This is a genomic window from Nonomuraea sp. NPDC049269, assembly GCF_043197155.1.
Classification (GTDB): domain Bacteria; phylum Actinomycetota; class Actinomycetes; order Streptosporangiales; family Streptosporangiaceae; genus Nonomuraea.
Map to the genome: position 1 here is coordinate 817,982 of NZ_JBICSO010000002.1, position 26,744 is coordinate 844,725.

23 protein-coding genes are annotated in these 26,744 nt (G+C 70.5%); 13 read left to right on the top strand and 10 right to left on the bottom strand.

The window, feature by feature from the left end; genetic code table 11:
* The first annotated feature begins 44 nt into the window (after window positions 1–44).
* Complete coding sequence (locus ACGFNP_RS13660; protein ID WP_358337753.1) at window positions 45–446, top strand: hypothetical protein; 402 nt, start codon at window positions 45–47, stop codon at window positions 444–446.
* A gap of 209 nt (window positions 447–655) precedes the next feature.
* Window positions 656–1,129 (top strand): hypothetical protein, encoded by a 474-nt coding sequence (locus ACGFNP_RS13665; RefSeq protein ID WP_393318168.1) that lies wholly within the window; start codon window positions 656–658, stop codon window positions 1,127–1,129.
* Between the two features lie 67 nt (window positions 1,130–1,196).
* Here ACGFNP_RS13665 and ACGFNP_RS13670 read toward each other — a convergent pair whose 3' ends face one another.
* A complete protein-coding gene (locus ACGFNP_RS13670; protein WP_358337747.1) occupies window positions 1,197–1,859 on the bottom strand; it encodes a GDSL-type esterase/lipase family protein in 663 nt (220 codons plus the stop codon).
* A gap of 10 nt (window positions 1,860–1,869) precedes the next feature.
* Complete coding sequence (locus tag ACGFNP_RS13675) at window positions 1,870–3,459, bottom strand: FAD-dependent monooxygenase (RefSeq protein WP_393318171.1); 1,590 nt, start codon at window positions 3,457–3,459, stop codon at window positions 1,870–1,872.
* Window positions 3,460–3,621: 162 nt separating this feature from the next.
* Here ACGFNP_RS13675 and ACGFNP_RS13680 point away from each other — a divergent pair, with 162 nt between their 5' ends.
* A complete protein-coding gene (locus ACGFNP_RS13680) occupies window positions 3,622–6,933 on the top strand; it encodes a BTAD domain-containing putative transcriptional regulator (RefSeq protein ID WP_393318174.1) in 3,312 nt (1,103 codons plus the stop codon).
* A 29-nt stretch (window positions 6,934–6,962) separates the two neighbouring features.
* Here ACGFNP_RS13680 and ACGFNP_RS13685 read toward each other — a convergent pair whose 3' ends face one another.
* Window positions 6,963–7,208 carry an AIM24 family protein gene (locus ACGFNP_RS13685; protein ID WP_393318177.1) on the bottom strand — a complete coding sequence of 82 codons (246 nt, stop codon included), beginning with the start codon at window positions 7,206–7,208 and terminating at the stop codon, window positions 6,963–6,965.
* 18 nt (window positions 7,209–7,226) lie between these two features.
* Between ACGFNP_RS13685 and ACGFNP_RS13690 the strand changes: the two genes are divergently transcribed.
* On the top strand, window positions 7,227–7,733 hold the full coding sequence (locus ACGFNP_RS13690; protein ID WP_393318180.1) for a glycosyltransferase: 507 nt from the start codon (window positions 7,227–7,229) through the stop codon (window positions 7,731–7,733).
* A gap of 13 nt (window positions 7,734–7,746) precedes the next feature.
* Here ACGFNP_RS13690 and ACGFNP_RS13695 read toward each other — a convergent pair whose 3' ends face one another.
* On the bottom strand, window positions 7,747–8,829 hold the full coding sequence (locus ACGFNP_RS13695) for a threonine aldolase family protein (protein WP_393318183.1): 1,083 nt from the start codon (window positions 8,827–8,829) through the stop codon (window positions 7,747–7,749).
* A 52-nt stretch (window positions 8,830–8,881) separates the two neighbouring features.
* Window positions 8,882–9,727 carry an SDR family NAD(P)-dependent oxidoreductase gene (locus ACGFNP_RS13700; RefSeq protein ID WP_393318186.1) on the bottom strand — a complete coding sequence of 282 codons (846 nt, stop codon included), beginning with the start codon at window positions 9,725–9,727 and terminating at the stop codon, window positions 8,882–8,884.
* Window positions 9,728–9,922: 195 nt separating this feature from the next.
* Here ACGFNP_RS13700 and ACGFNP_RS13705 point away from each other — a divergent pair, with 195 nt between their 5' ends.
* Together ACGFNP_RS13705 and ACGFNP_RS13710 are read left to right on the top strand one after the other, a co-directional pair.
* Window positions 9,923–10,864, top strand: a complete 942-nt coding sequence (locus ACGFNP_RS13705; protein ID WP_393318189.1) for an RNA polymerase sigma-70 factor — start codon at window positions 9,923–9,925, stop codon at window positions 10,862–10,864.
* A gap of 281 nt (window positions 10,865–11,145) precedes the next feature.
* The gene (locus ACGFNP_RS13710) at window positions 11,146–13,884 is read left to right on the top strand and encodes a BTAD domain-containing putative transcriptional regulator (protein WP_393318192.1); all 2,739 of its coding nucleotides are present in this window, start codon (window positions 11,146–11,148) and stop codon (window positions 13,882–13,884) included.
* 38 nt (window positions 13,885–13,922) lie between these two features.
* Here the strand turns inward: ACGFNP_RS13710 and ACGFNP_RS13715 are convergent, their stop codons facing one another.
* The 3 genes from ACGFNP_RS13715 to ACGFNP_RS13725 form a co-directional block, all read right to left on the bottom strand.
* The gene (locus ACGFNP_RS13715; protein ID WP_393318195.1) at window positions 13,923–15,086 is read right to left on the bottom strand and encodes an MFS transporter; all 1,164 of its coding nucleotides are present in this window, start codon (window positions 15,084–15,086) and stop codon (window positions 13,923–13,925) included.
* Between the two features lie 126 nt (window positions 15,087–15,212).
* Window positions 15,213–16,130 carry a LysR family transcriptional regulator gene (locus ACGFNP_RS13720; protein WP_393318198.1) on the bottom strand — a complete coding sequence of 306 codons (918 nt, stop codon included), beginning with the start codon at window positions 16,128–16,130 and terminating at the stop codon, window positions 15,213–15,215.
* Entirely contained in the window at window positions 16,127–17,071 is a 945-nt protein-coding gene (locus tag ACGFNP_RS13725) for a LysR family transcriptional regulator (RefSeq protein ID WP_358337718.1), read from the bottom strand. The genes ACGFNP_RS13720 and ACGFNP_RS13725 overlap by 4 nt, the downstream gene beginning before the upstream one ends.
* A gap of 99 nt (window positions 17,072–17,170) precedes the next feature.
* Between ACGFNP_RS13725 and ACGFNP_RS13730 the strand changes: the two genes are divergently transcribed.
* The 7 genes from ACGFNP_RS13730 to ACGFNP_RS13760 are packed head-to-tail and all read left to right on the top strand — an operon-like array spanning window position 17,171 to window position 23,839.
* Complete coding sequence (locus tag ACGFNP_RS13730) at window positions 17,171–18,139, top strand: fumarylacetoacetate hydrolase family protein (RefSeq protein WP_393318201.1); 969 nt, start codon at window positions 17,171–17,173, stop codon at window positions 18,137–18,139.
* Window positions 18,129–19,073 carry a cyclase family protein gene (locus tag ACGFNP_RS13735; RefSeq protein WP_393318204.1) on the top strand — a complete coding sequence of 315 codons (945 nt, stop codon included), beginning with the start codon at window positions 18,129–18,131 and terminating at the stop codon, window positions 19,071–19,073. The genes ACGFNP_RS13730 and ACGFNP_RS13735 overlap by 11 nt, the downstream gene beginning before the upstream one ends.
* Before the next feature lie 7 nt (window positions 19,074–19,080).
* The gene (locus tag ACGFNP_RS13740; RefSeq protein ID WP_358337709.1) at window positions 19,081–20,193 is read left to right on the top strand and encodes an FAD-dependent monooxygenase; all 1,113 of its coding nucleotides are present in this window, start codon (window positions 19,081–19,083) and stop codon (window positions 20,191–20,193) included.
* The gene (locus ACGFNP_RS13745) at window positions 20,190–21,188 is read left to right on the top strand and encodes an amidohydrolase family protein (protein ID WP_393318207.1); all 999 of its coding nucleotides are present in this window, start codon (window positions 20,190–20,192) and stop codon (window positions 21,186–21,188) included. The genes ACGFNP_RS13740 and ACGFNP_RS13745 overlap by 4 nt, the downstream gene beginning before the upstream one ends.
* Window positions 21,185–22,117: a VOC family protein gene (locus ACGFNP_RS13750; protein WP_358337703.1), complete on the top strand. Its 933-nt coding sequence runs from the start codon at window positions 21,185–21,187 to the stop codon at window positions 22,115–22,117. Before ACGFNP_RS13745 ends, ACGFNP_RS13750 begins: the two co-directional genes overlap by 4 nt.
* On the top strand, window positions 22,117–23,052 hold the full coding sequence (locus ACGFNP_RS13755) for a fumarylacetoacetate hydrolase family protein (RefSeq protein ID WP_393318210.1): 936 nt from the start codon (window positions 22,117–22,119) through the stop codon (window positions 23,050–23,052). The genes ACGFNP_RS13750 and ACGFNP_RS13755 overlap by 1 nt, the downstream gene beginning before the upstream one ends.
* Before the next feature lie 7 nt (window positions 23,053–23,059).
* Window positions 23,060–23,839: an SDR family NAD(P)-dependent oxidoreductase gene (locus ACGFNP_RS13760; RefSeq protein ID WP_393318213.1), complete on the top strand. Its 780-nt coding sequence runs from the start codon at window positions 23,060–23,062 to the stop codon at window positions 23,837–23,839.
* On the opposite strand, the gene helR is transcribed toward ACGFNP_RS13760, so the two are convergent.
* Both helR and ACGFNP_RS13770 read right to left on the bottom strand, forming a co-directional pair.
* The gene (helR, locus tag ACGFNP_RS13765; protein WP_393318216.1) at window positions 23,826–25,976 is read right to left on the bottom strand and encodes an RNA polymerase recycling motor ATPase HelR; all 2,151 of its coding nucleotides are present in this window, start codon (window positions 25,974–25,976) and stop codon (window positions 23,826–23,828) included. The genes ACGFNP_RS13760 and helR overlap by 14 nt on opposite strands.
* A gap of 270 nt (window positions 25,977–26,246) precedes the next feature.
* A complete protein-coding gene (locus ACGFNP_RS13770; RefSeq protein ID WP_358337691.1) occupies window positions 26,247–26,741 on the bottom strand; it encodes a carboxymuconolactone decarboxylase family protein in 495 nt (164 codons plus the stop codon).
* Window positions 26,742–26,744 lie beyond the last annotated feature (3 nt).

Below are 26,744 nucleotides of genomic sequence, written 5' to 3' on the forward strand. Positions count from 1 at the left end.
CGCGGTCCACCAGCCGTCCATCCAATCTGAAGGAGCACACCATCATGTCCGTCACCCTTTCCGACCAGGACAAGCTCACCCTGCGGATCGCCGCATGGGGCGCCGTCTCGCTGATGTCGGCCGCCGGTGCCGCCGGCTCGGCTCACAAGGTCGCCACCCACGGCTCCATCGCCCTGACCTCCGCGACCGGCCTGGTCGGGCACGTGCTCACCAAGGCGCCCAAGGGCGTGAAGTACGGCAAGTCCGTGGCCGAACTCGCCGACCAGGTGCTCCCGGCCCTGACCGCCGCCATGCGCCTGCTGAACCAGCAGGATCCGGCAGAAGCCGACAACTTCCGCGGCACCGTCACCGTCGCCATCGAAGCAGCCCGCACCCACCAGGGCGAGCCCAGCCCCACCATGGCCGAGATGGCCCGCAAGATCACCGAAGCCCTCGACGCCGCTTGATGACATGCCGACCTGCTCGTCACCGGGGCCCGCTCCGGACCCCGGTGACACGACGGCGTGCCGGGTCAGGGATGAACACGATCCTGCCGAAGGGCACATTCCGCCGTCCCCGCCAGAGATGATCTAGGCTGGGCGCCTCCATCTACGACCACGTGGCGGCCCTCTTGCTTCCGTTACCGGTGGTTCCCCCGCGCTGGGGGGTGCCTTTGTTGACCCTGGCGGCGCTGGCGGCTCCCGCCTTGCGTACCGTCTGGCGATACTTCCCCGAAGGACCGGCCTACTCGACGCGGAGCTTTATCCGCTTCTCATGTGCCGACTACCCCTTCGCGAATGTCGGCTGGCTGATAGATATCAACGGGCAGACCATATCGGCGGAGATGAACGGCTGGCCCACCGCGGTGATGGCGTTTGGCCTGAGCGCGACTCTCGCCCTTCGGGGAAGGTGGGGGACACTCGCCGGGTGGCTGACGGCGGCGTTGTTCGTGATGATCGCCGGGGTATTCACGATTCCGTTCGCCATCCAGGTCGTCATGGATGGGTGTATGGACACCCTCCGTTTCGGGGGTTGGAAAATCGTGGAGTCCGGGCCGATCCTGCACTATTTGGCGGGTGCGGTGCTGGTCATGTTTTTGACGCTGGTTCGGCGTGAGGAGACGGGCACGCCCGGGGGAACGTTGCCGTAGTCCTCTGCGCCGGCATGGCCTGGATCGCCTCACGATCGGCGGTGTCACGGGCGATCGCGAGGCACGGTCACGCGACCAGGCGCAGCCAGGCCGCCGCGAGTGCGGCGTGACCGGCCGGCGTCGGGTGCGCGCCGTCCGCGGCCCAGTACTCCGGCCCGGTCGTCGCGGCGAGTTCGGCGAACATGCCGTCGGCGGCGAGCAGGTGCGCGCCGTACTTGCGGGCGAGCTCGCGCACGACCTGGATCTTCGGGTCCAGGTCGGCGCGCCATTCCTTTCGCTCCTTCTCGCCGACGTACACGTCACCGACCTCGACGCTTCCGCTGATCGGCAGGAGGAACGTCTCGATGAGGATGAGTTCGGCGCCGGCCTCGGCGAGGGGCGCGAGCAGGCGGTCGTAACCCGCCGCGTACTCCTCCGCGGAGATCACGTAGCCGTCCGGGTCGTACGTGTGCCAGGCCACGTCGTTGCCGCCGACGAGGATCGACACCACGTCCGGGCGCGCGTCGAGCACGTCCGCCTGCCATCGGGCTTCGAGGTCCATCACCTTGTCGCCGGCCATGGCGGTGTTCAGCCAGGTCACGGGCCTGTCCGGGTGCCGGAGTCCCCACTCTCCCGCGACGCGCAGCGGGTAGCCGAACCCGAGACGGTCTTCGCTCTCAAGTCGTTGGCAGTCGGTGACCGAATCGCCGGTGAACATTACGGTGCTTCCCGGTCGGAGGGTGATTGTCATGTGTACGCTCCTAGAACTCGGTTGAGGAGATTGTCGGATTACCGAACCAATGGCCGGCGGCCCGCTCAAAAGCTTCACGATCAGGCTCGCGATCACCTGCCCAGACGACTACGCCGTCAGGTCGGACAAGCACGGCACCTGATCCGAGGTCGTTTCTCGCCGGCCCGGCCGCATACCGCACCCGGCTCTCCCAGCCCATCGCTGAACCGTGGAGGCATCGGTCGATGCTGAAATCGAGCGCGACGCCTCGTCCGTCCTGCATCAGGTCGCCGAGGCGAGTGCCGTCCTCGAAACGGAAATCCGGGGCGTTACGGCCGACCAGCGGCTGCTCGCTGCCGAGGTCGTAGCGGATCGACGATCCCGACATCTTGTCGAACAGGTAGGTCGTTCCGTCACGGGTCCCGATCAGGTCGCGAATCACTCCTTGGATCGCCTGGGCATGCGGGTCCGGCTTCATGGCCGCCACCTGGGCGCGCGTCCAGTCGAGCACCCAGGAACCGATCGGATGGCGCTCGCGGGTGTAGGTGTCGAGAAGCCCGTCCGGCGCGTACCCGTGCACGGTCGCCGCGAGCTTCCATCCCAGGTTCATGGCGTCGCCGATGCCGGTGTTGAGTCCCTGCCCTCCGAGGGGAGAGTGGATGTGAGCGGCGTCGCCCGCGAGCAGGACGCGCCGCTGCCGGTAGGTCGTCGTCTGCATCGCCCGATCGGTATAGCTGGAGGCGAGATGGATCTCGCTCAGCGTCACGTCGGTGCCGGATACACGGCGCAGAACCGCCTGGAGATGTTCGCGAGTCGGCTGTTGCGAGCGATCGAACGCGCCGCCGTCGAACTCCATCATGCCGATGTGCCCTTTCAGGGGCGTCTGGAGGTACATGCCGGTCGGCGTCGGATTGAACCCGGGGCGCAGCTTCTCGGGATCGGCGATGGTGGCGTGCACGGCGTAGCCGGTGAACTGCGGCTCGGTGCCGACGAAGTCGAAGCCCGCGAGCCCACGCACCGCGCTGCGCCCGCCGTCGCAGCCGACGAGCCAGCGCCCCGCGTACTCGTGCTCGCCGGCTCGCGCGACCACGCTCTCATCGTTCTGCGCGATGGCTGAGATCGTGACGCCGCGCCTGATCTCCACGCCGAGCATGGATGCCCGCTCGGACAGTACGGTCTCGATCGCTTCGAGGTTCGTCATCACGCCCTCCATCGCCGGGCTGGGCAGCCGGAACGGCAGAGCGGCGACGTCGACCTTGGCCGGATCGAGCATCATGCCGGCGAAGTGGCCCACGCCACGAGGGGATGGTGACGGCTCGTCCGCGTCGGGATAGTCGTTGACGCCCGACGTCTTCAAGAGCGGGTGCAGCATCCCCCGGCGGTAGAACGCCTCGACCGACGCGGCGGACAGGCCCCGCATCCCGAGCGGGTCCGCCTTCCACGGGGAGCGGGGCTCCGGATCCCGCTCAAGCACCAGGACAGAGCAGCCCGCGAGACCAAGCTCGCAGGCAAGGAACAGACCAACCGGGCCGGCGCCCACGATCACTACGTCATGCATGAGAACTCCCTTTCCGAGGCTTTCGAGGCTTTCGAAGCTCGTCGTCCTGTTCTCTTCAGGCACCCCAAGACTGAAGCGGGCCGCTCACACGGGGCGCACACGGCGCTCACAGGGGCGCACACGGCGCTGACACCCCGCGTCACCGCTGCGTTCGAGCAAGCACCCGGCAGGCTTCCCATGGCGGATGATTTGGGGACCCGAGGGTGCGTACGCGAGGATCGGGAGATGGACGGGGGTGCGCGGCTTCGCGTCACGCTGCTCGGCGCCTTTCAGGCGTCTCGCTGTGACGTCGCCCTGTCCGTTCCGGGTGCGCGGTTGCAGGGTCTGGTCGTACGGCTCGCGCTCGCCGGCGGGCGCGCGGTCGAGCAGGGCGTCCTGTTCGACGCGATCTGGGCCGAGGACCCGCCGGCCGACCCCGCCCACGCTCTGCAGGCCCTTGTCTCGCGGCTGCGCCGGGCACTCGGCTCGGCCGGCGATGTCGCGCAGGTCGCGGGTGGCTACCGGCTGGACGTCGACGCGGCCGACGTGGACGCGCTGCGGTTCGAGCAGCTCGCCGCCGCCGGGCGTGACCGCCTGCGCGCCGGCGACCCGAATGGCGCGGCGGCTGTGCTCGGCGAGGCCGTGGCGCTGTGGGGCGACCGTCCCGGCGCCGAGCCCACGGTCGTCGCCGCGGTAGCGCCCGCCGCCGCGACCCGGCTGGCCCACACCTCGATCGAGGCCGTCGCCGACCTCGCCGATGCCGAGCTGTCCCTGGGCCGCGCCGACGCGGCCGCCGCCCGCCTGGCCGCCCTGCTCGCCGAGCAGCCGGTCTACGAGCGGGCGGCCGCGCTGCTCATGGACGCGCTCGCCGCCCAGGGTCGCCAGGCCGAGGCCCTGGCCCTGTACGAGCGGGTCCGCGAAACCCTGGCCGACGTCCTCGGCACTGACCCAGGCACCGCCCTACGCGAGCGCCACCTGCACCTGCTCCGCGCCGAGCGGCCCGCCGCCGCCACCGCCGCCGCCAGCACCGCCGCCAGCACTGCCACCGCCAGCACCGCCACCACCGCCGCCGCGAAGACCAGGCCGAGTAACCTGCCCGCGCCGCTGACCAGCTTCATCGGGCGCGACGACGACCTCGCCCGGATCGACACGCTGCTCGCCGCCGGTCGCCTGGTCACCGTGCTCGGCCCGGGCGGCGCCGGCAAGACGCGCCTCGCCGTCGAGGCCGCCCGCCGCCACCGCCACGACTACCGTGACGGCGCCTGGATGATCGACCTCGCCTCGGTCACCGAGCCGGCCAAGGTCGGCGCGGCCGTGCTCGCCGGGATCGGGCTGCGCGGTGGCGCGATGTTCGAAGCCCGGATGCGGGTCGAGGGCGACGAGCTGGACGTACTCGCCGACCAGCTCGGCGGCCGGGAGAGCCTGCTGCTGGTCGACAACTGCGAGCACCTGATCGACGCCGTGGCCCACCTGGTCGCGGCACTGCTGTCCCGCTGCCCCGGGCTGCGCGTGCTCGCCACCAGCCGCGAACCCCTCGCGGTCGACGGCGAGGTGCTGGTGCCGCTCGGCCCGCTCGCGCTGCCCGGGCCGGACGACGGCGTCGAGCAGGTCCGGCGGGCGGCGTCGGTACGCCTGTTCACCGAACGAGCGGCGGCCGTGCGCCCGGGCTTCGACGTGGACGAGACGACGCTGCCCGAGGTCCGGCGGGTGGTCCGCGGCCTGGACGGGATGCCGCTGGCGCTGGAGCTGGCCGCGGCCCGGCTGCGGACGCTGTCGCTGCCCGAGCTGGCCGACGGGCTGTCCGACCGGTTCCGGCTGCTCACCACCGGCAGCCGTACCGCGCTGCCCCGGCACCGCACGTTGCGCGCGGTCATCGCCTGGAGCTGGGAGCTGCTGAGCGAGCACGAGCGTACCGTCGCCGAACGCGTCTCGATCCTGTCCGGCGGCGTCACGCCGGCCTCGGCCACCGCGGTCTGCGCCGACACCGCGGTGTCGGCTGCCGAGATTCCCGAGCTGCTCGCGGGCCTGGTCGATCGGTCGCTGCTGCAGCTCGCGCCCGACCCGGGCCGCTACCGCATGCTGGAGACGCTGCGCGAGTACGGCATTGACCGCCTGGCCGAGACGAGCGACCTCGACACCGTCCGCGACCTGGCCGCCGGCTACTTCGCCGAGCTGATGGCCCGGTGCGACCCGCAGTTGTGCGGACCCGGCCAGCTGGCGGCCATGCGAGTCATCAGCGCCGAGTACGACAACACGCTGGCCGCCCTGCGCCGGCGGTGCGACACCGGCGACGCCCCCGGCGCGGTCGCTCTCGCCCTGAACCTGACCTGGTACTGGCAGATGCTCGGCCGGCACGCCGACGCGGCCTACTGGCTGGGTGAGGCACTGGCGGTGCCCGGCGGTGCGCCGACGCCCGACCGCGACTGCGCCCACGCGATCTACCTGATCAACCGGGTCGGCACCCGGCCGGGGATGACCACCGAGGAGGCCGCGTACGACCAGGCGCAGCTGCGCGAGCTGGCCGACCGGCTGCTCGCCTGTCCCGAGCTGCCGGGCCCGTACGGCGCGCTCACCGCGCTCCCGCTCGCGTTCGGACAGGAGGTGAAGACCACGCTCGTGATCACCGAGCGCTTGGTCGACGGCGACGACGTGTGGCTGTCCGGGCTGGCCCGCATGTTCCGGGCCCAGTTCGCCGAGAACGCGGGCCAGCTGGACAAGATGCGCACCGACGTGGAAGCGGCCCTGGCCTGCTTCCGGCAGGTCGGCGACCGCTGGGGCCAGGCCACCGTGCTGCCGATGCGCGCCCAGCAGCGGCAGTACGACGGCGACCTCGACGGAGCGCTGGCCGACCTGCGCGAGGCCCGGTCGCTGGCCGGGGAGTTCGGCTCACTCAGCCTCAGCGACGAGGTGTTCAGCGACCTGCGCTGGATCGACCTGCACCTGCGGCGCGGCGACACCGACGCGACGATCGCGATGATCGACTCGGCCCGGGAACGGGCGCTGCGTGCGAACTCGCCGGAGATGTCGGCCCTGGTCGACGCGTGGGAGGCCGCCTTCCGGGTGCGGCGCGGCGACCTGGACCGAGCGCGGGAACTGCTCGACGACGCCGACCGGGCTCTGCGCGGTGACACCACATTCCCCGGTCACCACGCGCGGGCGCTGGCCGGCAACGTGCGGGCCTCGCTCTGCCTGGAGCTGGGTGACCTGGCCGGCGCGAAGAAGACGCTGGAGAAGGCGTACGCGGTGGCGCTGGAGACCCGGGACCTGCCGATCCTGTCGCTGGGGGCGGTGACGGCGGCCGCGCTCGCGGCGGCGCACGGGCGGCATCACGAGTCGGCCGTCCTGCTCGGCGCCGCCTCCCGGCTGCGCGGCGCTCACGACCGCACCGATCAGCAGGTACGCGAGCTGACCCGCCGAGGGCGGGCCGCGCTGGGCGAGGAAGCCTTCGCCGCGGCGTACGGGAAGGGTTGGGAGCTGGACGGAAAGACGGCTGTGACCGAAGTCGACCCGGCCCGGCTGCGCCGGGAACTCAGGACGGCTCACCCGGATCCCGAGTGATCCAGCCGGGCGGGCACCTGCTCACGGTGTCAAGCGCGCTCGAAGGGGAGCACTTCCGTCAGGTGGAGGATCAGGGCACCGGGATTCCTGGTCTGTGTCATGATCCGGCCCGGCCCGGTGAACTCGAAGACCAAGCCTTCGCCTGACTTGAGTGACTGGACCGTCTTACCTTCGACCGCCCGGCGCAGATTGCTCTTGACCGTCTCGTCGTAGGCGACCAGGTGCCCGGAGTCCACCACGACCTGCTGCCCCTCCGCCAGCGTGATCACGTCCATCGCGCCGTAGCTCCGGTCGTGGTGGCCACGCAGGGGACGTTCGCCAACGTGGACCTGGAGGAACTGGTGATTCCCACGGTGCGCGTCCTCGGCGACTCCGATGCCCTTGTCGTCGCGGCCACCGCGCGTCCGGATGGTGCCGAGGAGGTGCGGAACCTCATGGGAACTGTCCCGGACAACGCACGGCTGGCGGACTTCATCCCCTTCGACATGCTGCTGCCCTTCGCCGATGTTCTGGTGACCAACGGTGGCTACGGTGGTGTGCATACCGCCCTACGGCACGGTGTCCCGCTCGTCGTCGGGGGCGCCACCGAGGACAAGCCGTTGATCGCCGCCCGGGTCGAGTGGAGTGGCTCAGGAGTCAACCTGGGCACCGCCCGGCCCGACGACGCCGCACTCCGCAGCGCCGTGGACACCGTCCTGTCGACGCCCTCATATCGCGCTCGTGCGCAGAAACTTCGGGATGATTTCTCCCGCTTCGACGCCCTGGAGGCGATCTCCAAGCTGGTGGACGCAGGAGTCTGACCTTCGCAAGCGGTCAACCGACCGCGCGCACGCGCTCCAGGAGTTCGTGGAGGAGGGTGACGACCTCGGTGGGGGTGAAGTCCATCGCGTTCTCGCCGACGGTCACCTCGAAGCTGCACCGGGACGGGTCCGGTCCGGATCGCACGCGGCCGTACAACTGGACGCCGTGTTCGGCGAGTATGGCCGCGCCGGCCTGCTCGACGGCCCGCCGGGGTGCCGGCAGGTGGACGTGGAAGATCGGCGTCTGCGGAGGATCGGGGTAGGCGCGGGCGGCGCCGTCGGCGTTGACGGCCGCCGCGATCGCGATGGCGTGGTCGCGGTAGACGGGCATCCGGTCAGCGATCGTGTCGAGGCCGACCAGGGCGGACAGGGCGAGCGGCCACGCGTCGCGGATGCCGCCGCCGAGCCGTTGCCGCCAGGTCCTGGCGGTGGCCACCGTGGCGGTGTCCGCCGCGAGTACGGCGCCGCGTGTGCCCAGCAGGCTCTTGTACAGCGAGACGTACACGGTGTCGAACAGCGCGGCGATCTCCGCCAGAGGGCGGCGGTAGTAGGTCTGGGCCTCCCAGATCCGGGCGCCGTCCAGGTGCGGGACGGCGCCGGTGGCCCGCGCGATCGCGACCTGGTCGCACAGGTCATCCCATTCGGGCAGGAGCCCGCCGAGATCACGCTGCGGCAGCTCCCACACCACCGCGGCGAGCGGTTCGCCGATGGCCGTCAGGTCTTCGGCGGTCATCAGCTCGAACGGGTCGCCGGTCCGGTGCAGCCATAGGCCGTGGACGGCGTTGTAGCCCTGTTCCTCCCATACGTCGAGGTGGGACTGGGGGTGCGCGGCGAAGGCGCGCCGTCCGCTCCGCTCGGCGTGCACCCGCAGCGCCGCCTGCTGGGCCATCGTCCCGCTCGGGAAGAACAGCGCGGCCTCCTTGCCGAGAAGAGCGGCCATGCGCCGTTCGAGCACCGCGACCGGGCCATCGGGGCCATCCGGCGGGGTGTCGTCGTCCACGAGGGCGAGCATGCGCTCCAGCACAGCGCGCGGCCCGCGCCGGATGGGCGCGTGGAGGAACAGGGACCGCCGTACTGGCGGGGTGGGGTCAGTCATGCTCCATATTATTGCGACTATTTAGCAATAGCATTGTATATGCGACTACTCTTCATTCTTGGTCGAGCTTGCCGTGAGCCTCCGCTGACAGGTCCTGCCAGTCGGCCCAGGTCTTGAGCCGGTCGGCGTAGACCTGCTGGATCATCGGGTAGAAGCCCTGGCCGAAGAGCACCCGCAGGGGCGGGTCGTCGGAGTCGACGATCTTGAGGAGCGCCTGGGCCGCGGCGGCCGGGTCGCCGGCGGGCTGCTTTCCCGCGATCCCCGCGAGGCGCTGGCGGAGACCGTCGTAGATCGGGTTGGGCGCGGCCACGTGGCCGTTGGCGAGCGGATCGGGGTTCTTGCCGGACCTGGTGGCGAAACCGCCGGGCTCGACCACGGTCACCTTGATGCCGAAGCCGGCGACCTCCTGGGCGAGGGCCTCGTTCAGGCCCTCCAGGGCCCACTTGGAGGCGTGGTACGCGCCGCCGAGCGGCATTGCCAGGAGCCCGGCCGCCGAGGACAGCTGGATGATGTGCCCCGCGCCCTGTTCGCGCAGGTAGGGCAGCGCGGCCTGAATGACCCACACCGCGCCGAACAGGTTGGTCTCCAGTTGGTCGCGCAGGTGCTGCTCGGTCAGCTCCTCGATCGCGCCGACCTGGGCGTAGCCGGCGTTGTTCACGATGACGTCCAGCCGGCCGAAGTGCTCCTTGGCCAGCTTGACGCTGTCGAAGACGGCGGCCTTGTCGGTCACGTCCATCTCCAGCGGAAGCAGTGCGTCGCCGTAGGTGGCGACCAGCTCGTCAAGGCTTGCGGTGTTCCGGGCGGTCGCGGCCACCTTGTCGCCGCGCGACAGGGCGGCCTCGACGAAGTTACGGCCCAGGCCGCGTGAGGAACCGGTGATGAACCAGACCTTGCTCATGATGTCTTTCCGTTCTTTCTGCGGTGGCGATCACCGCGCGGATCGCGGTGTCCTGACGAACATGAGGCGCCGCTGCCCCGACCTCTGTGACAGCGCGGCCATGTGACGTGCGCCACCGTCACGGATGTCACACAGCGGTGAGGGTCGCCGTCTTGTGAGGCGAGCACAGTTGACAGCGAACGGCAGGAGCCGGCCATGAACGAGCGCAGCGAGCCAACGACGGGCACAGCCGAGCCGCTCGCCGGCGGTGACCCGATGGACTCCGCCACCGAGGTGTTCGTCGCCCACCGCAACCTGCTCTTCACCGTCGCCTACGAGATGCTCGGATCGGTGGCCGACGCCGAAGACGTCCTCCAGGAAACCTGGCTGCGGTGGATGAAGGTCGACATGGGCCAGGTACGCGACCAGCGCGCGTACCTGGTCCGGATCACGACCCGGCGCTCGCTCGACCGGCTGCGCACCATGAGACGCCGCAAGGAGGCGTATGTCGGCTCCTGGCTGCCCGAGCCCCTGCTCACCACGCCGGACGTGGCCGAGGACGTCGAGCTCGCCGAAAGCGTGTCGATGGCGCTGATGCTCGTGCTGGAGACGCTGTCGCCGACCGAGCGCGCCGTCTTCGTGCTGCGTGAGGCTTTCGGCGTCAGCTACGACGAGATCGCGGCCACCGTCGGCAAGAACCCCGCCGCCGTCCGCCAGATCGCGCACCGCGCCCGCCGGCACGTCGATGCCCGCCGCCCTCGCGAGGTGATCTCGCCGAGCGAGGCCCGGACGGCTCTGGAGTCGTTGCGGCGCGCGCTCGAAACCAGGGACCTGCAGGGCCTCCTTGACGTGCTCGCCCCTGAGGTCGTCCTGGTGGGCGACGGCGGCGGCGTCAAGAAGGCCGCGCCGCGGCCGATCACCGGCGCCGGCAAGGTGTCCCGCTTGATCATCGGTGGCCTCGGCAAGGCTGGAGTCGCGGTCACCGGTGACCCCACGGTGGTCAACGGCAACCCGGCACTCGTCCTACGCCTGGACGGCGAGATCGACGGCGTCATCGCGATCCGGGTCGAGGACACCCGCATCACCGGCCTCTACTACGTCCGCAACCCGGAGAAGCTGACCCGCATCGCATCCGAGATCCCACTCACCCTGCGATGAACGCCGGAGCCGAGCCGGCTAAGCCAAAACCCGTCAGTGCCCTTTCAGGCAGCATTCCATGCCGCTCCGAATTTACGCCACCACTTACGGGCGCAGGCGTCCGTCATCATCCTTGACCCCTGAATCGCAGCGTCCGGCTCCGCGTCGGCGAGCGTCCAACCCCGACGCGCGATGTCCCAGGTGCCTCAGCCGGACAGGCTGGTATGGCGGCCACGGTCTTTGAACTTGTCGTCGGCGGCCCCTAGGCTCAGCCGAATGCACAGGGGTGTAGGGCGGGTCGCTTGATCCACTTCAGCGTCCTGGGCGCGCTACGTGTGAGCAGCGCCGGAGCGGAGATCCCCTTGTCCGGGCCCAAGCAGCGCATCGCGCTCGCGACGTTGCTGCTGCACGCCAACGAACGCGTCTCCGCCGACCACCTGATCACGCGGATGTGGGACGGTGACGAGTCGGCCAACGCGCGAGCGGCCCTGCAGACCCACCTGACCCGCCTGCGCCAGGCCCTGGGCGCCCCCGGTCTCATCCGGACCTTCGACGGCAGCTACACCATCACCGCCACCCCCGACAGCCTCGACCTGCTGCGTTATCGGGAGATCTGCCGACGATCCCGCAGGGGTGAGCCGGCCGAGGAGCTGGCCGCGCTGACCGAGGCGATGGCGCTGTGCGGAGAGCCGCTGCTGGCGAACGTCCCCTCGGAGGCACTTCATCGCGAGGAGATCTCCCTGCTCGTCGAGGAGCAGCTGCGTACCCTGGAACGCTGGTCGGACCTCCACCTCGAATGGGGCAGGCCGGAGCAGGGGATCGCCGTCCTCAGGGCCGCCACCGCCAGGCATCCCTACAGCGAGCGCCTGTGGGCCAACCTCATCCGCGCCCTGCACCGCTCGGGACGGCAGGCGGAGGCCATGGAGGCCTATCAGAGCGTCACCCACCGCCTGCGCGAGGACCTGGACGTACGCCCCGGCGAGCTGTTACGCCGGGCCCACCAGTCCATCCTGACCGCGGGCGAGACCGAGGTGGTCGCCGCCTCGATGACGCCGCAGCAGCTGCCCTCCGGCGTCGCGCACTTCACTGGGCGGCTGGCCGAGCTGGACCGGCTGGACCGGCTCGTGGCCGACGTGCCGGGGCGTACTGAGATCGTGGTGATCGGCGGCCCGGGAGGCGCGGGCAAGTCCGCGCTGGCGGTCCATTGGGCGCATCAGATGATCGACCGCTTCCCCGGCGGGCAGCTCTACCTGAACCTGCGCGGGTTCGGCCCCGGTGCGCCCATGGAACCGATGGTCGCCATCGAGACACTGCTGCGCGCGATGGGCGTCTCCGCCACCAGCCTGTCCGCGGACCTGGACGCGCGCGCGGCGATGCTGCGCAGCACGCTGGCCGGCCGGCGCATGCTTCTCCTCCTGGACAACGCCCGCGACAGCGCGCAGGTACGGCCCCTGCTGCCGGGGGCCAACTCGCTGGTCCTGGTCACCAGCCGCAACCAGCTCCGCGGGCTGGCCGCGAGAGACGGCGCCCGCCAGCTCACTCTCGACACCCTCACCGGGCCCGAATCCCTTGAGCTGCTGGAGAAGGTGATCGGCGCGCGACAGGTGGCCGACGAGCGTGACGCGGCCGTACGCCTGGTGGAGCTCTGCGCCGGCCTTCCGCTGGCGCTGTCCGTCATCGCGGAACGTGCCCACCGCGGCGGCGGCCTGGCCAGGATCGTCAGCGCCCTGGAGGACGAGAAGGCCCGCCTGGAGCAGTTCCGGATCGGCGAGGACGACCCCCTCGCCGATCTCAACACCGCCCTGCTGTGGTCCTACCGGGCGCTGACCCCGCCGGTGGCCAGGATGTTCCGCCTGCTCGGCCTGCATCCCACCGGAGACCTCTCGCTGGAGGCCGCGGCCGCGCTCGTCGGCGTGCCGCCGTGGGAGGCGAACGCGCTGCTCGACCAGCTCGTCGCCGCCCATCTCGTCAAGCAGGTCCAGCCGGACCGCTTCGAGCTGCACGACCTGGTGCACCTGTACGCCACCGGCCGCGCCATGGAGGAGGAGCGGGCCGGTGAGCGCGACGCCGCGGTGGACCGGCTGCTGGACTGGTACCTGTACACCGTCGTAGAGGCCGATCGGCAACTGCTGCCCCACCGCGTCCGGGACTTCGTCGAGCCGTACACCACCGAGATCCCGCCACTGGCGTTCGGCGACCACCGCCAGGCGACGAGCTGGCTGGAACGGGAGTATCACTGCCTGCGCTCCGTGATCGCCTGCGCGGCGGCGAGCGGCCAGGCCGGGCACGCGTGGCGCATCTCCATCGCCATGACCACCTTCTTCGACCGGTACATCCCCTGGCACGACGGCCTGGAGTTCGCCCGGTCGGCGCTGCGGGCGGCCGAGATCGCCGGCGAGCCGGCCGGGCAGGGCTACACACTCAACTCCCTCGGCTGCGTCCACTTCGACATGGGCGACCACCCGGCCGCCCTGTCCTGCTTCGAGCGGTCGCTGTCCCACTTCCAGCAGGCCGGACACGCCAGAGGCGAGGCGATGGTGCTGGGCAACATCGGCCTGGTCCACGGCGAACTCGGCGATCCCGCCGAGGGCAGGCGCTGTCTGGAACGGGCGCTGACACTGTACGAACGGCTCGGCGGTCAGTACGGAATCGCGCACCTCCTCGACAATCTGGGCACCGTGAGCCACCTGGCCGGCGACCACGTGCTCGCGGTTCACTACTTCCGCCGGGCCCTCGATGCCGCCGCCCTCAACGGCAACACCGATGTGCGCGGCGACGTTCTGAGTCATCTCGGACGTGCGTACGCGGCCCTGCGAGATTGGCGCCGGGCCCTGCGCTCCTTCCGCGAGGCGGTGGCCCTTTACCAGGGCAAGGGCAACCGCCGCTGGCTGGCCACGGCCCTGACCGACCTGGGCCAGGCCCTGGCGGACGCAGGCCGGCGCGAACCGGCCAGACAGGTCCTGCAGTCCGCACTGGCCGAATGGAAGGCCATGGACGACCCCCGGGTGGGGGAAGTCGTGGCGATCCTGGAAACGATCTAGCCCGCATATCGTGCAGGGCTTGGTCTTGGACCGCGCTGTTATGACGCCTCTTGGGCTGCCGGGGCGTTGAGCGGTTCGGTTGGGACGGTCAAGATCGTCGCGGTGAGGATGGCCAGGACCAGTGACGCGACTCCGATGACCGCGAGGGAGAGACCGAGCCCTCCGGTTGCCGCGGTCAGGGCGCTGACGAGCAGCGGAGAGAGGAATTCCCCGAGGAACAGAGCGCCCGTCCACAGGCCGGTTCCGCGACCGCGCTGGGCGAAGGGCAGCTTGTTGACCGCCCAGGTGAGCAGTGTGGGGAGCAGAACACCGGTGGCGAAGCCGGTCAGTACGGCACCCGCGATGATCAAGGGAACCGCTTGTGCCATGAAGATCAGCAGTAGGCCGAGGCCGGATACCACGAATTCGGCGATGAGCAGCGTCCGCGCCCCACGGGCGGAGACCTTGGCGAACAGGCCGGCTCCGATGGCGGTCGCCAGCGATACGAGCGCGGTGATGCCGCCGATCGCGGCCGTGTCGGAGACCCCCGCGTCGTCCAGGACATAGGACAGCTGGACGATGAGCGTGTAGAAGACGACGCCCCCGCCGATGGTGACCAGACAAGGGAGGGCCAGGATGCGCCATGGCCACGGGCTGCGTTCCTTGTGGTGCGAGGCAGCCGGTTGCCACAGAAGGACGGCCATGGGAATCGCGGCGAGCGCGGCCGCCGCGTACAGCCAGAACGGCGTGCGCCACCCGTCGGCCCCGAGCAATCCGCCCAGCGCGAAGAAGGCGGTCGCGGCCACGGTGGCGACCAAGGTCTGCAGCCCCAGATAGCGGACCCGGAGGGGGCCCGACCAGTAGTCGGAGATCAGGGTCGTGCAGCAGGTCATGATGGCCGCTTCACACACGCCGACGAGCACGCGGCTGGCCAGGATCGCCTGGATCGAGTCCAAGTAGAGCGGCGCGGTCCCGAAGATCGCGTAGCCGACCATGGCGGCGATCAGTAGGCGCTTGCGGTCGAACTTGTCGGCGATGGCGCCGGCGAAGGGTGCTCCGAGTGCGATGAACAGCGCCGGAACGCTCAAGATCACTGGGACCAGCACGTCCACGCCCGGCGTGGCGGCGAAGTGCTGGCTGATGCGGGGGAGGACAGGCGAGAGCAGGACGGCGCCCAGCACGGGCATGCAGCTGCCGATGAGCAGCAGAATCAGCTGCGGCAAACCCGCCTGCTTCACGGTGGCCGGCTGTGACATGCGGGCCTCGCTTGATGTCGCGGGGAATGTGCAGCATCACTGTTGGACACCGGACGCGGTGCGCGGAAGACGGAAAGTCGTGATGCCCGTTATTCAGCGGGTGGATGGCTCTGGGGCATTTCGCAAGGCTTGTCCCACCTCGGTAGCCCTTTCACGCAACCAGATGTGCGCGGGGTCGTGCTTGTGGTGCGGATGCCACCACAGGGCCATCTGTACCGGGACGGCGGGGAAGGGGCACGGCTCGACGCGTACGCGCGCGCCGCCGACCGAGAGACGAGCCAGTCGCTCCTGTATGAGGGCGACCCTCCGGGTCTTCTCCACCAGCAGGGGCAGCAGCTGGAAGGTAGGGGCATAGACCTCCACCCGCGGACTCGTCCCCATCATGCTGAGCTGCCGGGCGACCGGGGCGTCGTAGGCGCGCTGGTACACCACCCAGGGCAGGCGGTTGAGATCATCGAGAGTCGGCCCGCCGGGTACGTCGGGATGATCGTCGGCGATCAGGCACACCCAGCGGTCCTGGTACAGCTCCACGGCGGGCAGGCCGTCGATGACGCCGTGCGGCAGGACCATCCCGTCGATCGTGCTGAGCACGGTGGCGGCGTTCTCCACCAGCGCCGGGGAGAGATGGCGCAGATGGAGACGGATCTGGGGGGCGTGCTCGTGCAGGACGCGGGCCAACGCGGCGCCGAAGACCGCGGCGCCGTAGTCGGAGCAGGCCAGCGTGAAGTCGCGGGGTTCGGCCGGGTCGAAGGACGCCTGAGCGCTGAAGACCCGATCCAGCATGTCGCAGGCGGCCGCGCTTCGCTCCCGCAGGATGGCCGCCAGCGGGGTCAGTTCGTAGGCGTTGCCGGCGCGGGTGAGCAGGGGGTCGCCATAGTGGCGGCGAAGGCGCGCCAGCGCGGCGCTCATGGCGGGCTGGCTGAGGCCGAGCCGCGCGGCGGCCCGGGTGACGTTGCGTTCCTCCAGCAGTGCCCGGAGTGCGGCGACGAGGTTGAAGTCGAGATGTGTCATGTGGTCGCCTCGTGTCCGTTGTCGGAGAGAGCCGGTGGATCCGGGAGCTCGGCGGCCACCCGTTCGGCGGTTTCGCGTAGCCAGATGTGGGCGGCGTCGTGGGTGTGCACCGGGTGCCACCACATGGCCTCCTGCAGCGGCACCGCCTCGAACGGGCATGGCAGTGCGCGGACGGGGGCGAGGTCGCGCAGCAGGTGCGCGAGCCGCTGCTGCACGAGGGCGACCCGGCGGGTGCCGGCCACCAGTGACGGCAGGAGCTGGAAGCTCTGCACGGACACCTCCACGTGCGGTTCCAGCCCGAGCATGGTGAGCTGGCGGGTGACCGGGGTGTCGAAGGTGCGCTGGTAGACCACCCATGGCAGGCGGGCCAGATCGTCCAGCATGATGTGCTCGCCGATCTCCGGATGTCCGGCTGACACCAGGCACACCCATTCGTCGCGGTAGAGCTCGACCGCGGGCAGGCCGGAGATCACGCCGTGCGGCATGAGCATGCCGTCCACGCTGGGCAGCAGGGTTTCGGGGTTCTCCACGATGTCGGGCGGCAGGTGCCGGAAGTGCAGTCGTACGCCGGGCGCCGACTCGTGCAGCACGCGGGCCAGCCGCGCGCCGAAGACCGCGATCGCGTAGTCGGAGGAGAGCAAAGTGAAGTCGCGCTGTTCGGTGGCCGGATTGAAGTCGGCGCGGCTGGTGAACAGCCGTTCCAGCGTGGCGTAGGCGTTGGCGACGGGCGCGCGCAGGGCGGTGCCGAGCGGGGTCAGCTCGTAGCGGTTGCCCTGTCTGACCAGCAGTTCGTCGGAGAAGTGGCGGCGGAGTCTGGCCAGGGCGGCGCTCATCGCGGGCTGGCTCAGTCCGATGCGCAGGCCGGCCTTGGTGACGTTGCGCTCTTCCAACAGCGCGCGCAGGGCGACGAGGAGGTTGAGGTCGAGGTTGGCGAGGTTCACGCACATATCCATGTCGTGGATGGCTTGCATCTGAAGAATAAATTTCCCAAATTCTTATGGGTGGCTCAAGGTTAAGGCATCGCATCCGGAGGAAACCTCATGGAAACATCCCTGTCTCTCGCCGGCCCTTTCGCGCTCGGGTCCTTCTCCGCTGGGACCGCCCCGGCCTTTCCCGGCCTGGTCGTCGGCGATCGCGTCCTGGACCTGCGTCCTGTCGTCCCCGCGCCGACCACGCGCGCGCTGCTGGAGAGCTGGGAAGACGTCCTGCCGCTGCTGCACGACGCCGCGTCGACGTCTTCGGGGGCGTGGTTGCCGCTGGCGGAGCTGCGGGTGCACGCGCCCGTCGAGCCGCGGCAGATCCTGCAGTCCGGCGCGAACTACCGCACCCACGTGATCGACCTGGCCGTGGCGCACGAGCCCGCCGGCGGGCGGCCGGCCGAGCAGGTGCGGGCCGAGGTGGGGGCGATGATGGACCGCCGCGCGGCCGAGGACCAGCCGTACGTGTTCGTCGGCCTGCCCTCCTCCGTCACCGGCCCGTACGACGACGTGGTGATCCCGGCCTGGTGCGTGAAGCCGGACTGGGAGCTGGAGCTGGCAGCGGTGATCGGCCGCCCGGCGTTCCGGGTGGATCCGGAGGACGCGCTGGAGCACGTGGCCGCCTACACCATTGCCAACGACATCACCGCACGCGAGCTGGTGTTCCGCCGCGACATGCCGGAGATCGGCACCGACTGGCTGCGGGCCAAGAACGCGCCCACGTTCACACCGCTCGGCCCGTACCTGGTGCCGGCCGCGTTCGTGCCCGACCCGTCGAACCTGCGAGTGACGCTGCGGCTCAACGGCGAGGTCATGCAGGACGAGTCCACCAAGGACATGATCTTCGACGTGGCGCGGCTCGTCTCCTACGCTTCGCAGACCGTGGAGCTACTGCCCGGCGATCTCGTGCTCACCGGCAGCCCGGCCGGGAACGGCCTGCACCACGGCCGCCTGCTGCGCTCCGGTGACGTGATGGAAGGCACGATCACCGGGCTCGGCGTGCAGCGGAACGGGTGCCGCGATGAACGCTGAGGACGCCATCGCCGAGGCCGCCGCGAAGTACTCCAACTGGGGCCGATGGGGCGCCGACGACGTGCTCGGCACGGTCAACTTCATCGGCACGGCCGAACGGGCCGGCGCCGCCCGGCTGGTCCGGCGCGGCGTGAGCTTCTCGCTGGCGCAGCGGTTCGACATGAACGGCCCGCAGAAGGGCTGGCGGCGGCGGACCAATCCCGTGCACACCATGCTCGACACCGGCACGGACGCGGTCCACGGCGACCAGGGCTTCCCGCACGGCCTGGGCGGCGCGGACGACACGATCTTCATGCCGCTGCAGTGCTCCACCCAGTGGGACGGCCTGGGCCACATCTTCGACCACGGCCGGGCATGGAACGGCCGCCCCGCCGACAAGGTCGTCACCAGCGAGGGCGACCAGGTCACCGGCATCGAGCACCTGGCCGCCCCCGTGGCAGGACGCGGGGTGCTGCTGGACGTCGGCCGGGTGATCGGCGACGGCGAGCTGCCGGACGGGTTCGCCATCGCCGAGGAGCACCTGACGGCCACGGCCAAGGCGCACGGCGTCCGGGTGGGGTCCGGCGACCTCGTGTGCGTGCGCACCGGCCGGCTGGCCAGGGCGAAGCGCGAGGGCTGGGGCGAGTACGCGGGCGGACCCGCGCCGGGCCTGTCGTTCTGGAGCGCGGGCTGGCTGCATCGTACCGAGATCGCCGCCATCGCCACCGACACCTGGGGCTTCGAGGTGCGCCCCAACGAGTTCGAGAACTCCTTCCAGCCCCTGCACCAGGTCGTCCTCCCGCACCTGGGCCTGCTCGTCGGCGAGATGTGGGACCTGGACGCGCTCGCCGCCGACTGCGCCGCCGACGGCGTCTACGACTTCTTCCTCACCGCCGCGCCCCTGCCCATCACCGGCGCGGTCGGATCCCCCGTCAACCCCCTCGCCATCAAATGAGGCCCGTATGCCAGCAGTAGGGAACGTCCTCATCGTCGGCGGCGGCACCGCCGGCTCGGCCCTGGCGATCCTGCTCGCCCGTGCCGGAGTCGCCGTGGACATCGCGGAGATCGAGCCGGCCCCGACCACGTTCGGCTCGGGCATCACCTTGCAGGGCAACGCCCTGCGAGTGCTGCGCGACCTCGGCGTCTGGGAGCAGGTCAGCGCGGCCGGGTTCGGGTTCGACACGCTCGGGTTGCGCGCGCCCGACGGCGGCCTGCTCGCCGAGATCCCCGACGTCCGCACCGGCGGCGCCGACCTGCCCGCCACCCTCGGCATGAACCGGCCCGAACTGGCAGCCGTCCTTGCCACCGCCGTACGCGAGGCAGGGGTACGTGTCAGGTACGGGCTCACCGTGGACAGCGTCACAGCTGACGGCCGGGTGCGCCTGTCCGACGGCACGACCGCCGGCTACGACCTGGTCGTGGGCGCCGACGGAATCCGCTCCAAGGTCCGCGGCCTGATCGGCATCGGCCTGGCGCCCGAGCCGACCGGCATGGGCATCTGGCGCATCCACACCCGCCGCCCCAAGCAGGTGGAGCGCACCGATCTGATCTACGGTGGCCCCTGCTTCATCGCCGGCTACTGCCCGACCAGCGACGACACCATGTACGCCTACCTCGTCGAGAAGGCCCGTCCCCGGGAGGCCGTCGGCGACAAGGCCGGGCACATGCGCGCCCTCGCCGAAGGGTACGGCGGGGTCTGGGCGGAGATCCGCGAGGACATCACCGACCCGGCGCGCATCAACTACACGTGGTTCGAGTCGTTGCTCGTGGATCGCCCGTGGAACCGCGGACGCGTCGTGCTGATCGGCGACGCCGCGCACGCCTGCCCGCCCACGCTCGCCCAGGGCGCCGCCCAGTGCCTGGAGGACGCCGCCGTCTTGGCCGAACTGCTGCTCGCCGCCGACCGGCTCGACGAGGAGCTGTTCGACGTCTTCATGGCCCGCCGCCACGACCGGGTCAAGGCCGTGGTCGAAGCGTCGGTACAGCTCGCGCGCTGGCAGCTCGACGGGGTGCGCGACGCGGACGTGCCCGGCCTGATGGGACGGATCGCGGCGATGGTGAGCGAGCGCCCATGACGACCGTGGACGTACACGCGCACCTGCTGTTGCCCGAGATCGAGCGGGCAGTGGCCGGACAGCCCGGCCACGCCGCGCACCGGGAGCTGGACGCCCGCCGCAACGGCCCCGACGCGCTCGCCGTGTCGGGCGAGATGGTCGGCGAGCGGATCGGCCTGCTCACCCGGGTCGCCGACCGCCTGACGGCTATGGACGAGGTGGGCGTGGACGCGCAGATCGTCAGCCCGTCGCCCTCCCACTACCACTACTGGGCCGACCAGGATCTCGCCGGGGAAGTGTGCCGCCTGGCCGCCGAGGGCGTCGCCGGGCACGTGGCCGAGGCGCCCGACCGCCTGTACGGCCTCGGCCTGGCCCCGCTCCAGCACCCTGCCCTGATGGCGCAGACCCTGGACCACGCACTGGACCTGGGGCTGAAAGGGGTGGAGATCTCCTCGCACGCCCCCGGCCGCGAGCTGTCCGACCCCGCCTACGAACCGTTCTGGGCGCGCGCCGCAGAGTCGGGCGCGGTGGTGTTCCTGCACCCGTTCGGCTGCACGCTCGACGAACGTCTGAACCGCTGGTACCTGTCCAACATCGTCGGCCAGCCTGTCGAGAACGCCGTCGCCCTCTCCCACCTGATCTTCTCCGGTGTGCTCGACCGGCATCCCGGCCTGAAGCTGCTGGCGGCGCACGGCGGCGGCTACCTGCCGTACTACCTGGGCCGGTCCGACCACGGTTGGCGCGAGCGGCCCGACGCCCGCGGCTGTGCCCGCGAACCGAGCAGCTACCTGCGCCTGCTGCACTTCGACTCCCTGGTGCACGACCCGGCCGTGCTGCGCGAGCTGGTCCGGGCCGCCGGGCCCCAGCGCGTGCTGCTCGGCTCCGACTTCCCCTTCGACATGGGCGAACCCGACCCCCTTGCCGCCCTGCGCGCGGCCGGGCCCGACTCCACGACCTTCGACGCCATCCGCGGCGGTAACGCCATCCGCCTGTTCGACCTGAAGGACGGCTCATGAGACTCATCACTCATTTGCGGCACGTCGCTCTCGCCGTGCCCGATTACGACAAGCAGCGAGACTTCTACTCCGGCGTCTGGGGCCTGACCGAGGTCGCCAACGACTCGGGGATCAGCTTCCTGGCCGCCGAGGGCTCGCCCGAGCGGTACGTCATCCGGCTGCGCAAGGCGGAGGAGAAGCGCCTGGACCTGGTCTCCTTCGGCGCCGCGAGCCCCGCCGACGTGGACGCCCTGGCCGAACGGCTGCGCGCCGCCGAGGTCAGGCTCATCACCGAGCCCGGCAAGATGGACACCCCCGGCGGCGGGTACGGCTTCCGCTTCTTCGACCTCGACGGCCGTACCATCGAGGTCTCCGCGGACGTCGCCGTGCGCGGGCACCGCAAGCTGGAGGCCAAGGAGTCGGTGCCGGTCCGCCTCTCTCACGTGGTGCTCAACGCGCCCGACATCGACGCGACCCGCACCTGGTACGAGACCCACCTCGGCTTCGCCCTCTCCGACACCCTCGCCCACCCCCACATGGGCCAGGTCATGCACTTCATGCGCTGCAACCCCCAGCACCACAGCATGGCCATCGCCCGCGGCCCGCACGCCTCCCTGCATCACGTCAGTTTCGAGCTGCGCGGGCTGGACGAGTACATGTACGGGACAGGCAGGCTGCTGCGCGCCGGCGTCCACATGATCTGGGGCCCCGGCCGCCACCTCGCCGGCGACAACACCTTCTCCTACTTCCTCGACCCGCACGGCAACACCGTCGAGTACACCACCGAGCTGGAGGAACTGGACGAGGACGCCTGGCACCCGCACGTCCACGACTTCTCCCAGCCCGAGGTCACCGACCAGTGGGGCACCGCCAACCCCATGAACGAGCTGATCGCCAAGGAATCGTTCAACGACGTCGACCGCGGCGTGTTCGTCGCCCCGCCCGTCTGATGCGCCTGGCCACCTACACCCACGAGGGCCACGTCCGCTGCGGCGTCGTGGCAGGCGGCATGGTCGCCCCGGTGCACGGCGACCTGCTCGGCCTGCTCCGGCAGGGCCGCCTCGACGTGGAGCCCACAGGGGAGCCGGTCCCGCTGCCCGAGGTGCGGCTGCTGGCGCCGTTCCAGCCGCCGACCGTCCGTGACTTCGTCGCCTTCGAGGAGCACGTCGAAGGCGTGCGCAAGCACGTGGACGGCCGTGCCGGAGTGCCCGACGCCTGGTACGACGCGCCCGCCTTCTACTTCACCAACCCTTATGCCGTCATCGGCCCACATGACGACGTGCCGGTGCCGCCCGGCTGCCAAGATTTCGACTTCGAACTGGAGGTTGCCGCCGTCATCGGCCGGGCCGGGCGCGACCTGACCCCCGAAGCCGCGCGGGAGCACATCGCCGGGTACCTGATCATGAACGACTGGTCCGCCCGCGACCTGCAGTCCCGCGAGATGCAGGTCAACCTGGGCCCGGCCAAGGGCAAGGACACCGCCACCACGCTCGGCCCCTGGCTGGTCACCGCCGACGAGTTGGCGCCGTACCGGGACACCGACGGCTTCTTGCGCCTGGCACTCACCGTCACCGTGAACGGGGCCGAGGTCGGCCGTGACCTGTTGTCCAACATGGGCTGGCCGTTCGAGGACCTGGTCGCCTACGCCTCCCGGGGCACGTGGGTCCGCCCCGGCGACGTGCTCGGCTCCGGCACCTGTGGCAACGGCGGCTGCCTGGCCGAGCTGTGGGGACTGCGCGGCCGGCAGGACCCACCCCCACTGCGACCCGGAGACGTGGTGGAGATCGCTGTCGAGGGCATCGGCGCCATCCGCAACACCGTTGTCGCCGGCGTGGACCCGGTGCCGCTGCCGAAGGCACGCCCTCGCCTGCGGCGCCGTCCTTAGGAGCTACATGAACCGCGTACAGGGCAAGGTCGTCGTGGTCACCGGAGCCGCCCGCGGCCAGGGTGCGGCCGAGGCCGTCGCCCTGGCCCGGGAAGGTGCCGAGGTCGTCGCCACCGACCTTGTCCCGCCCGAGCTGGAGGGCAGCACCGGCCGCCGCCTGGACGTCACCGACGCCGCCTCCTGGGCAGAACTGGCGACGTGGCTGAGCGCCACGCACGGCCGGGTGGACGGTCTGGTCAACAACGCCGGCATCACTTGGCGCGCCCGCCTCGACGAAGTGACCGAAGCCGATATGTCCAGGGTGCACGCCGTCAACCTCACCGGCCCGCTGCTCGGCATCCAGCACCTCACACCCCTGATGGAGGCCGGCGCCTCCATCGTCAACGTCGGCTCCGCCGCCGCCCTCACCGCCCACTACCCGATTGCCTATACCACCAGCAAATGGGCCCTGCGTGGCCTGTCCGCCGCCGCCAGCCTGGAACTCGGTCCGCGCGGCATCCGCGTCAACACCATCCACCCCGGCTTCATCGAGACCCCGATGACCGCCTCTGCCACCCCGCCCTTCCGCGAGGCCAACCTGGCCCAGACCCCGCTCGGCCGCACCGGCACCGTGGACGACGTCGCCCCGCTGGTCGTTTTCCTCGTCAGCGACGAGTCGTCGTACATCACGGGCGCCGAGATCCCGATCGACGGCGGCTACACCGCCCATCGTGGTGCCAAGCCCATCTCGGACGCGCTTCGCGAGGCACCGCCATCAACCCGTCCAGCCGACGTCAGGAACTCGTGAGGATGACGAGCCGCTGGGTCGCTCGGGTCATCGCGACATAGCGGTCGACCGCTCCCTCGATGCCCTCGCCGAACGACTCCGGGTCGATGAGGACGACCAGGTCGAACTCGAGCCCCTTCGACAGCTCCGGAGTCAGCGACCGGACGCGGGACGTCGCCCGGAACGTGGGGTCGCCGATGACGCAGGCGATCCCGTCGGCATGGGCGGCGAGCCAGGTGTCGAGGATCGAGCCCAGGTCCGAAGTGGATCCGTGTACGACGGGGACGCCGCTGCCGCGGATGGAGGTCGGCACGTTGGCGTCCGGGAGCACGGCCCGGATGACCGGCTCGGCTTCCGCCATGATCTCTTCCGGGGTCCGGTAGTTGATGCTCAGGGAGGCCAGGTTGATCCGGTCGAGCCCGATCCGTTCGAGCCGTTCCTGCCACGACTCCGTGAACCCGTGCCTGGCCTGGGCTCGGTCCCCGACGATGGTGAAGCTCCGGGACGGGCAGCGCAGCAGCAGCATCTGCCACTCCGCGTCGGTCAGCTCCTGCGCCTCGTCCACGACGACGTGGGCGAACGGGCCGGCGAGCAGGTCCGGTTCGGTGCTGAGCAGTGCGGCCTCGTCGACCAGGGCGTCCCGTAGGTCGTGTCCGCGAAGCATCGTCACCGCGCCTTCACCGTCGTCATCGGCCTCGAGCAGGTTGTCGACGACACTGGCCATGCGCTCGCGTTCGGCGGCGACAGCGGCCTTCTGCCGGCGCTTGCGTCGCGCCGCCTCCGGGTCGCCGAGGCGTTGCCGGGCCGCGTCCAGGAGCGGCAGGTCGGACACCGTCCAGGCCTGGGCGTCCGCACGCTGCAGTCGCCGCACGTCATCGGGGGTGAGCCAGGGAGCGCACATCCGCAGGTAGGCGGGGACCGTCCACAGGTCTCCGACGAGGTCTGCCGCTTCGATCAGCGGCCACGCGCGGTTGAAGATCGTGAGCAGCTCCCTGTTCCGCAGCAGTGACTTGCGGAGCAGGTCAGGCGAGATGTCCTCGTTGTCGTGCTTGTCGGCCAGGATCGTGAGCAGCTCCTCCCAAATCTGGTCGCGTGCCTCGTTGTGCGGAGTGCCGGGTTCCGCCGCTTCGAACGCCTCGGCCCAGTCGTCGGCGCTCAGCCGGATGTCGGACCAGGGGGTCGTGACCGTCAGTCCCTTGGTGGGCGGGTTCTCGTAGAACCTGACGGCCGGCTCGATCGCCTTCACCAGGTTCGCGGACGACTTCAGCAGGGCCACGTCCGGGTCGGGCTCGATCGCGGCCGCGGCTCCCTCGGCGACGAGGTCCCGCAGGGTGCAGGTCTGTACGCCCTCCTCTCCGAGGCTGGGCAGGACATCGGCGACGTAGGCCAGGTAGGGCTGGTGCGGACCGACGAACAGCACCCCGCCCCGGCGGTGACCGAGGCGAGGGTCGGAGTAGAGAAGGTAGGCGGAGCGGTGCAGGGCGACGACGGTCTTCCCCGTACCCGGACCGCCGTCGACGACGAGAGCGCCGCTGGATCCCGCGCGGATGATGGCGTCCTGGTCGGCCTGGATGGTGCCGAGCACGTCTCGCATCCTGGCCGACCGGTTGCCGCCCAGGCTGGCGATGAAGGCGGACTGGTCGTCGAGCGCGGCGTGCCCTTCGAACCCGTCCGAGGTGAACACCTCGTCCCAGTAGTCGCTGATCCGGCCGCGGGTCCAGCGGTACCTGCGGCGGCTTGCCAGGCCCATCGGGTTGCCGTGGGTGGCTCCGAAGAACGGCTCGGCCGCGGGGGAGCGCCAGTCGAGCAGCAGCCGGCGACCCTCTCTGTCCGTAAGGCCAAGTCGTCCGATGTACACGGGCTCGGGGTCGTCCGCGCTGACTATATGCCCGAGGCACAGGTCCAGGCCGAAGCGGCGCAGTGCGCGCAGGCGGGAGGTCAGCCGGTGGACCTCCAGGTCCCGGTCCAACGCCTGCCGGCCCTTGCCGCCGGGCGCCTTGCGCTCGGCGGCGAGGCGGTCGGACAGGTCGGCGATCGCCTGCTCAAGGCTGTCCGCGATGGCCGCGAAGTGCTGCTCGTCGCCGGCGATCAGCTTCGGGTCGGCCTTGGGAGAGAGGTGGTCGGGAAGGTCAAACGCGCTGGTGGTCAGCGGGTTCACGTGATTGGCTCCGATCTGAGGTCGCTGGCGCGTCTTTACTGGCTGACCGCGTCGAGCAGCAGCTTCGCGGTCACCGTCGGGCCGAGCGGCCAGCGGTTCGACGTCCCCGCGCGATCCCCATGTCGACAACGACACCCGCATTTCGTACCCCCCATTTCCGCAGGTTCTGGCCCTACGGTCGGTAATCATGAGGCACGACCCGGGTCTTGCCGCAAGCCCCCCAGTGCGCTATACGTTGAGAGTGGAAAGGCGTGGATGCTCCCCTTTCCGTTACGTGCGGTAATTCTTCCCCAAGGGCTTACCAGGGATCGGCTTGGCGATGAGAGCGACGGGGATGAAGAAGCAGATCTGACCGATCACCAAGGTAAGCGTCCAGAGTGCCTTGTCGTCGTAGTGGGCGGATGCCCTGGCGTACAGCTCGTCGGGGACACGCTCCCCGAACGGGTTCGGGGTGAGGACGGCCTCCAGGAGCTCCAGCGCGACCCGTTCGGCATCGGTGAAGTAGGGGGCGTCCCGCCATGATGCCACGGCGGTGATGCGCTCCTCCGTCTCCCCGGCCTTGCGGAGGAGGCCGGTCTGCCGGACGGTATGGTACGTGGCGCCGACGATCTGCCCGGCGCGGAGCTGCACCAGACCCACGGTGGTCTGCGGAATCGCACCGTTCAGGGCGGCCTTGGACATGGCCCCGGCGATGCTTCCCACCTCGGGAAAGAACTGGGTGGGGTCGGGCATACGCGATCGAAGATCGGTCGTGGGTGTGGACATCGC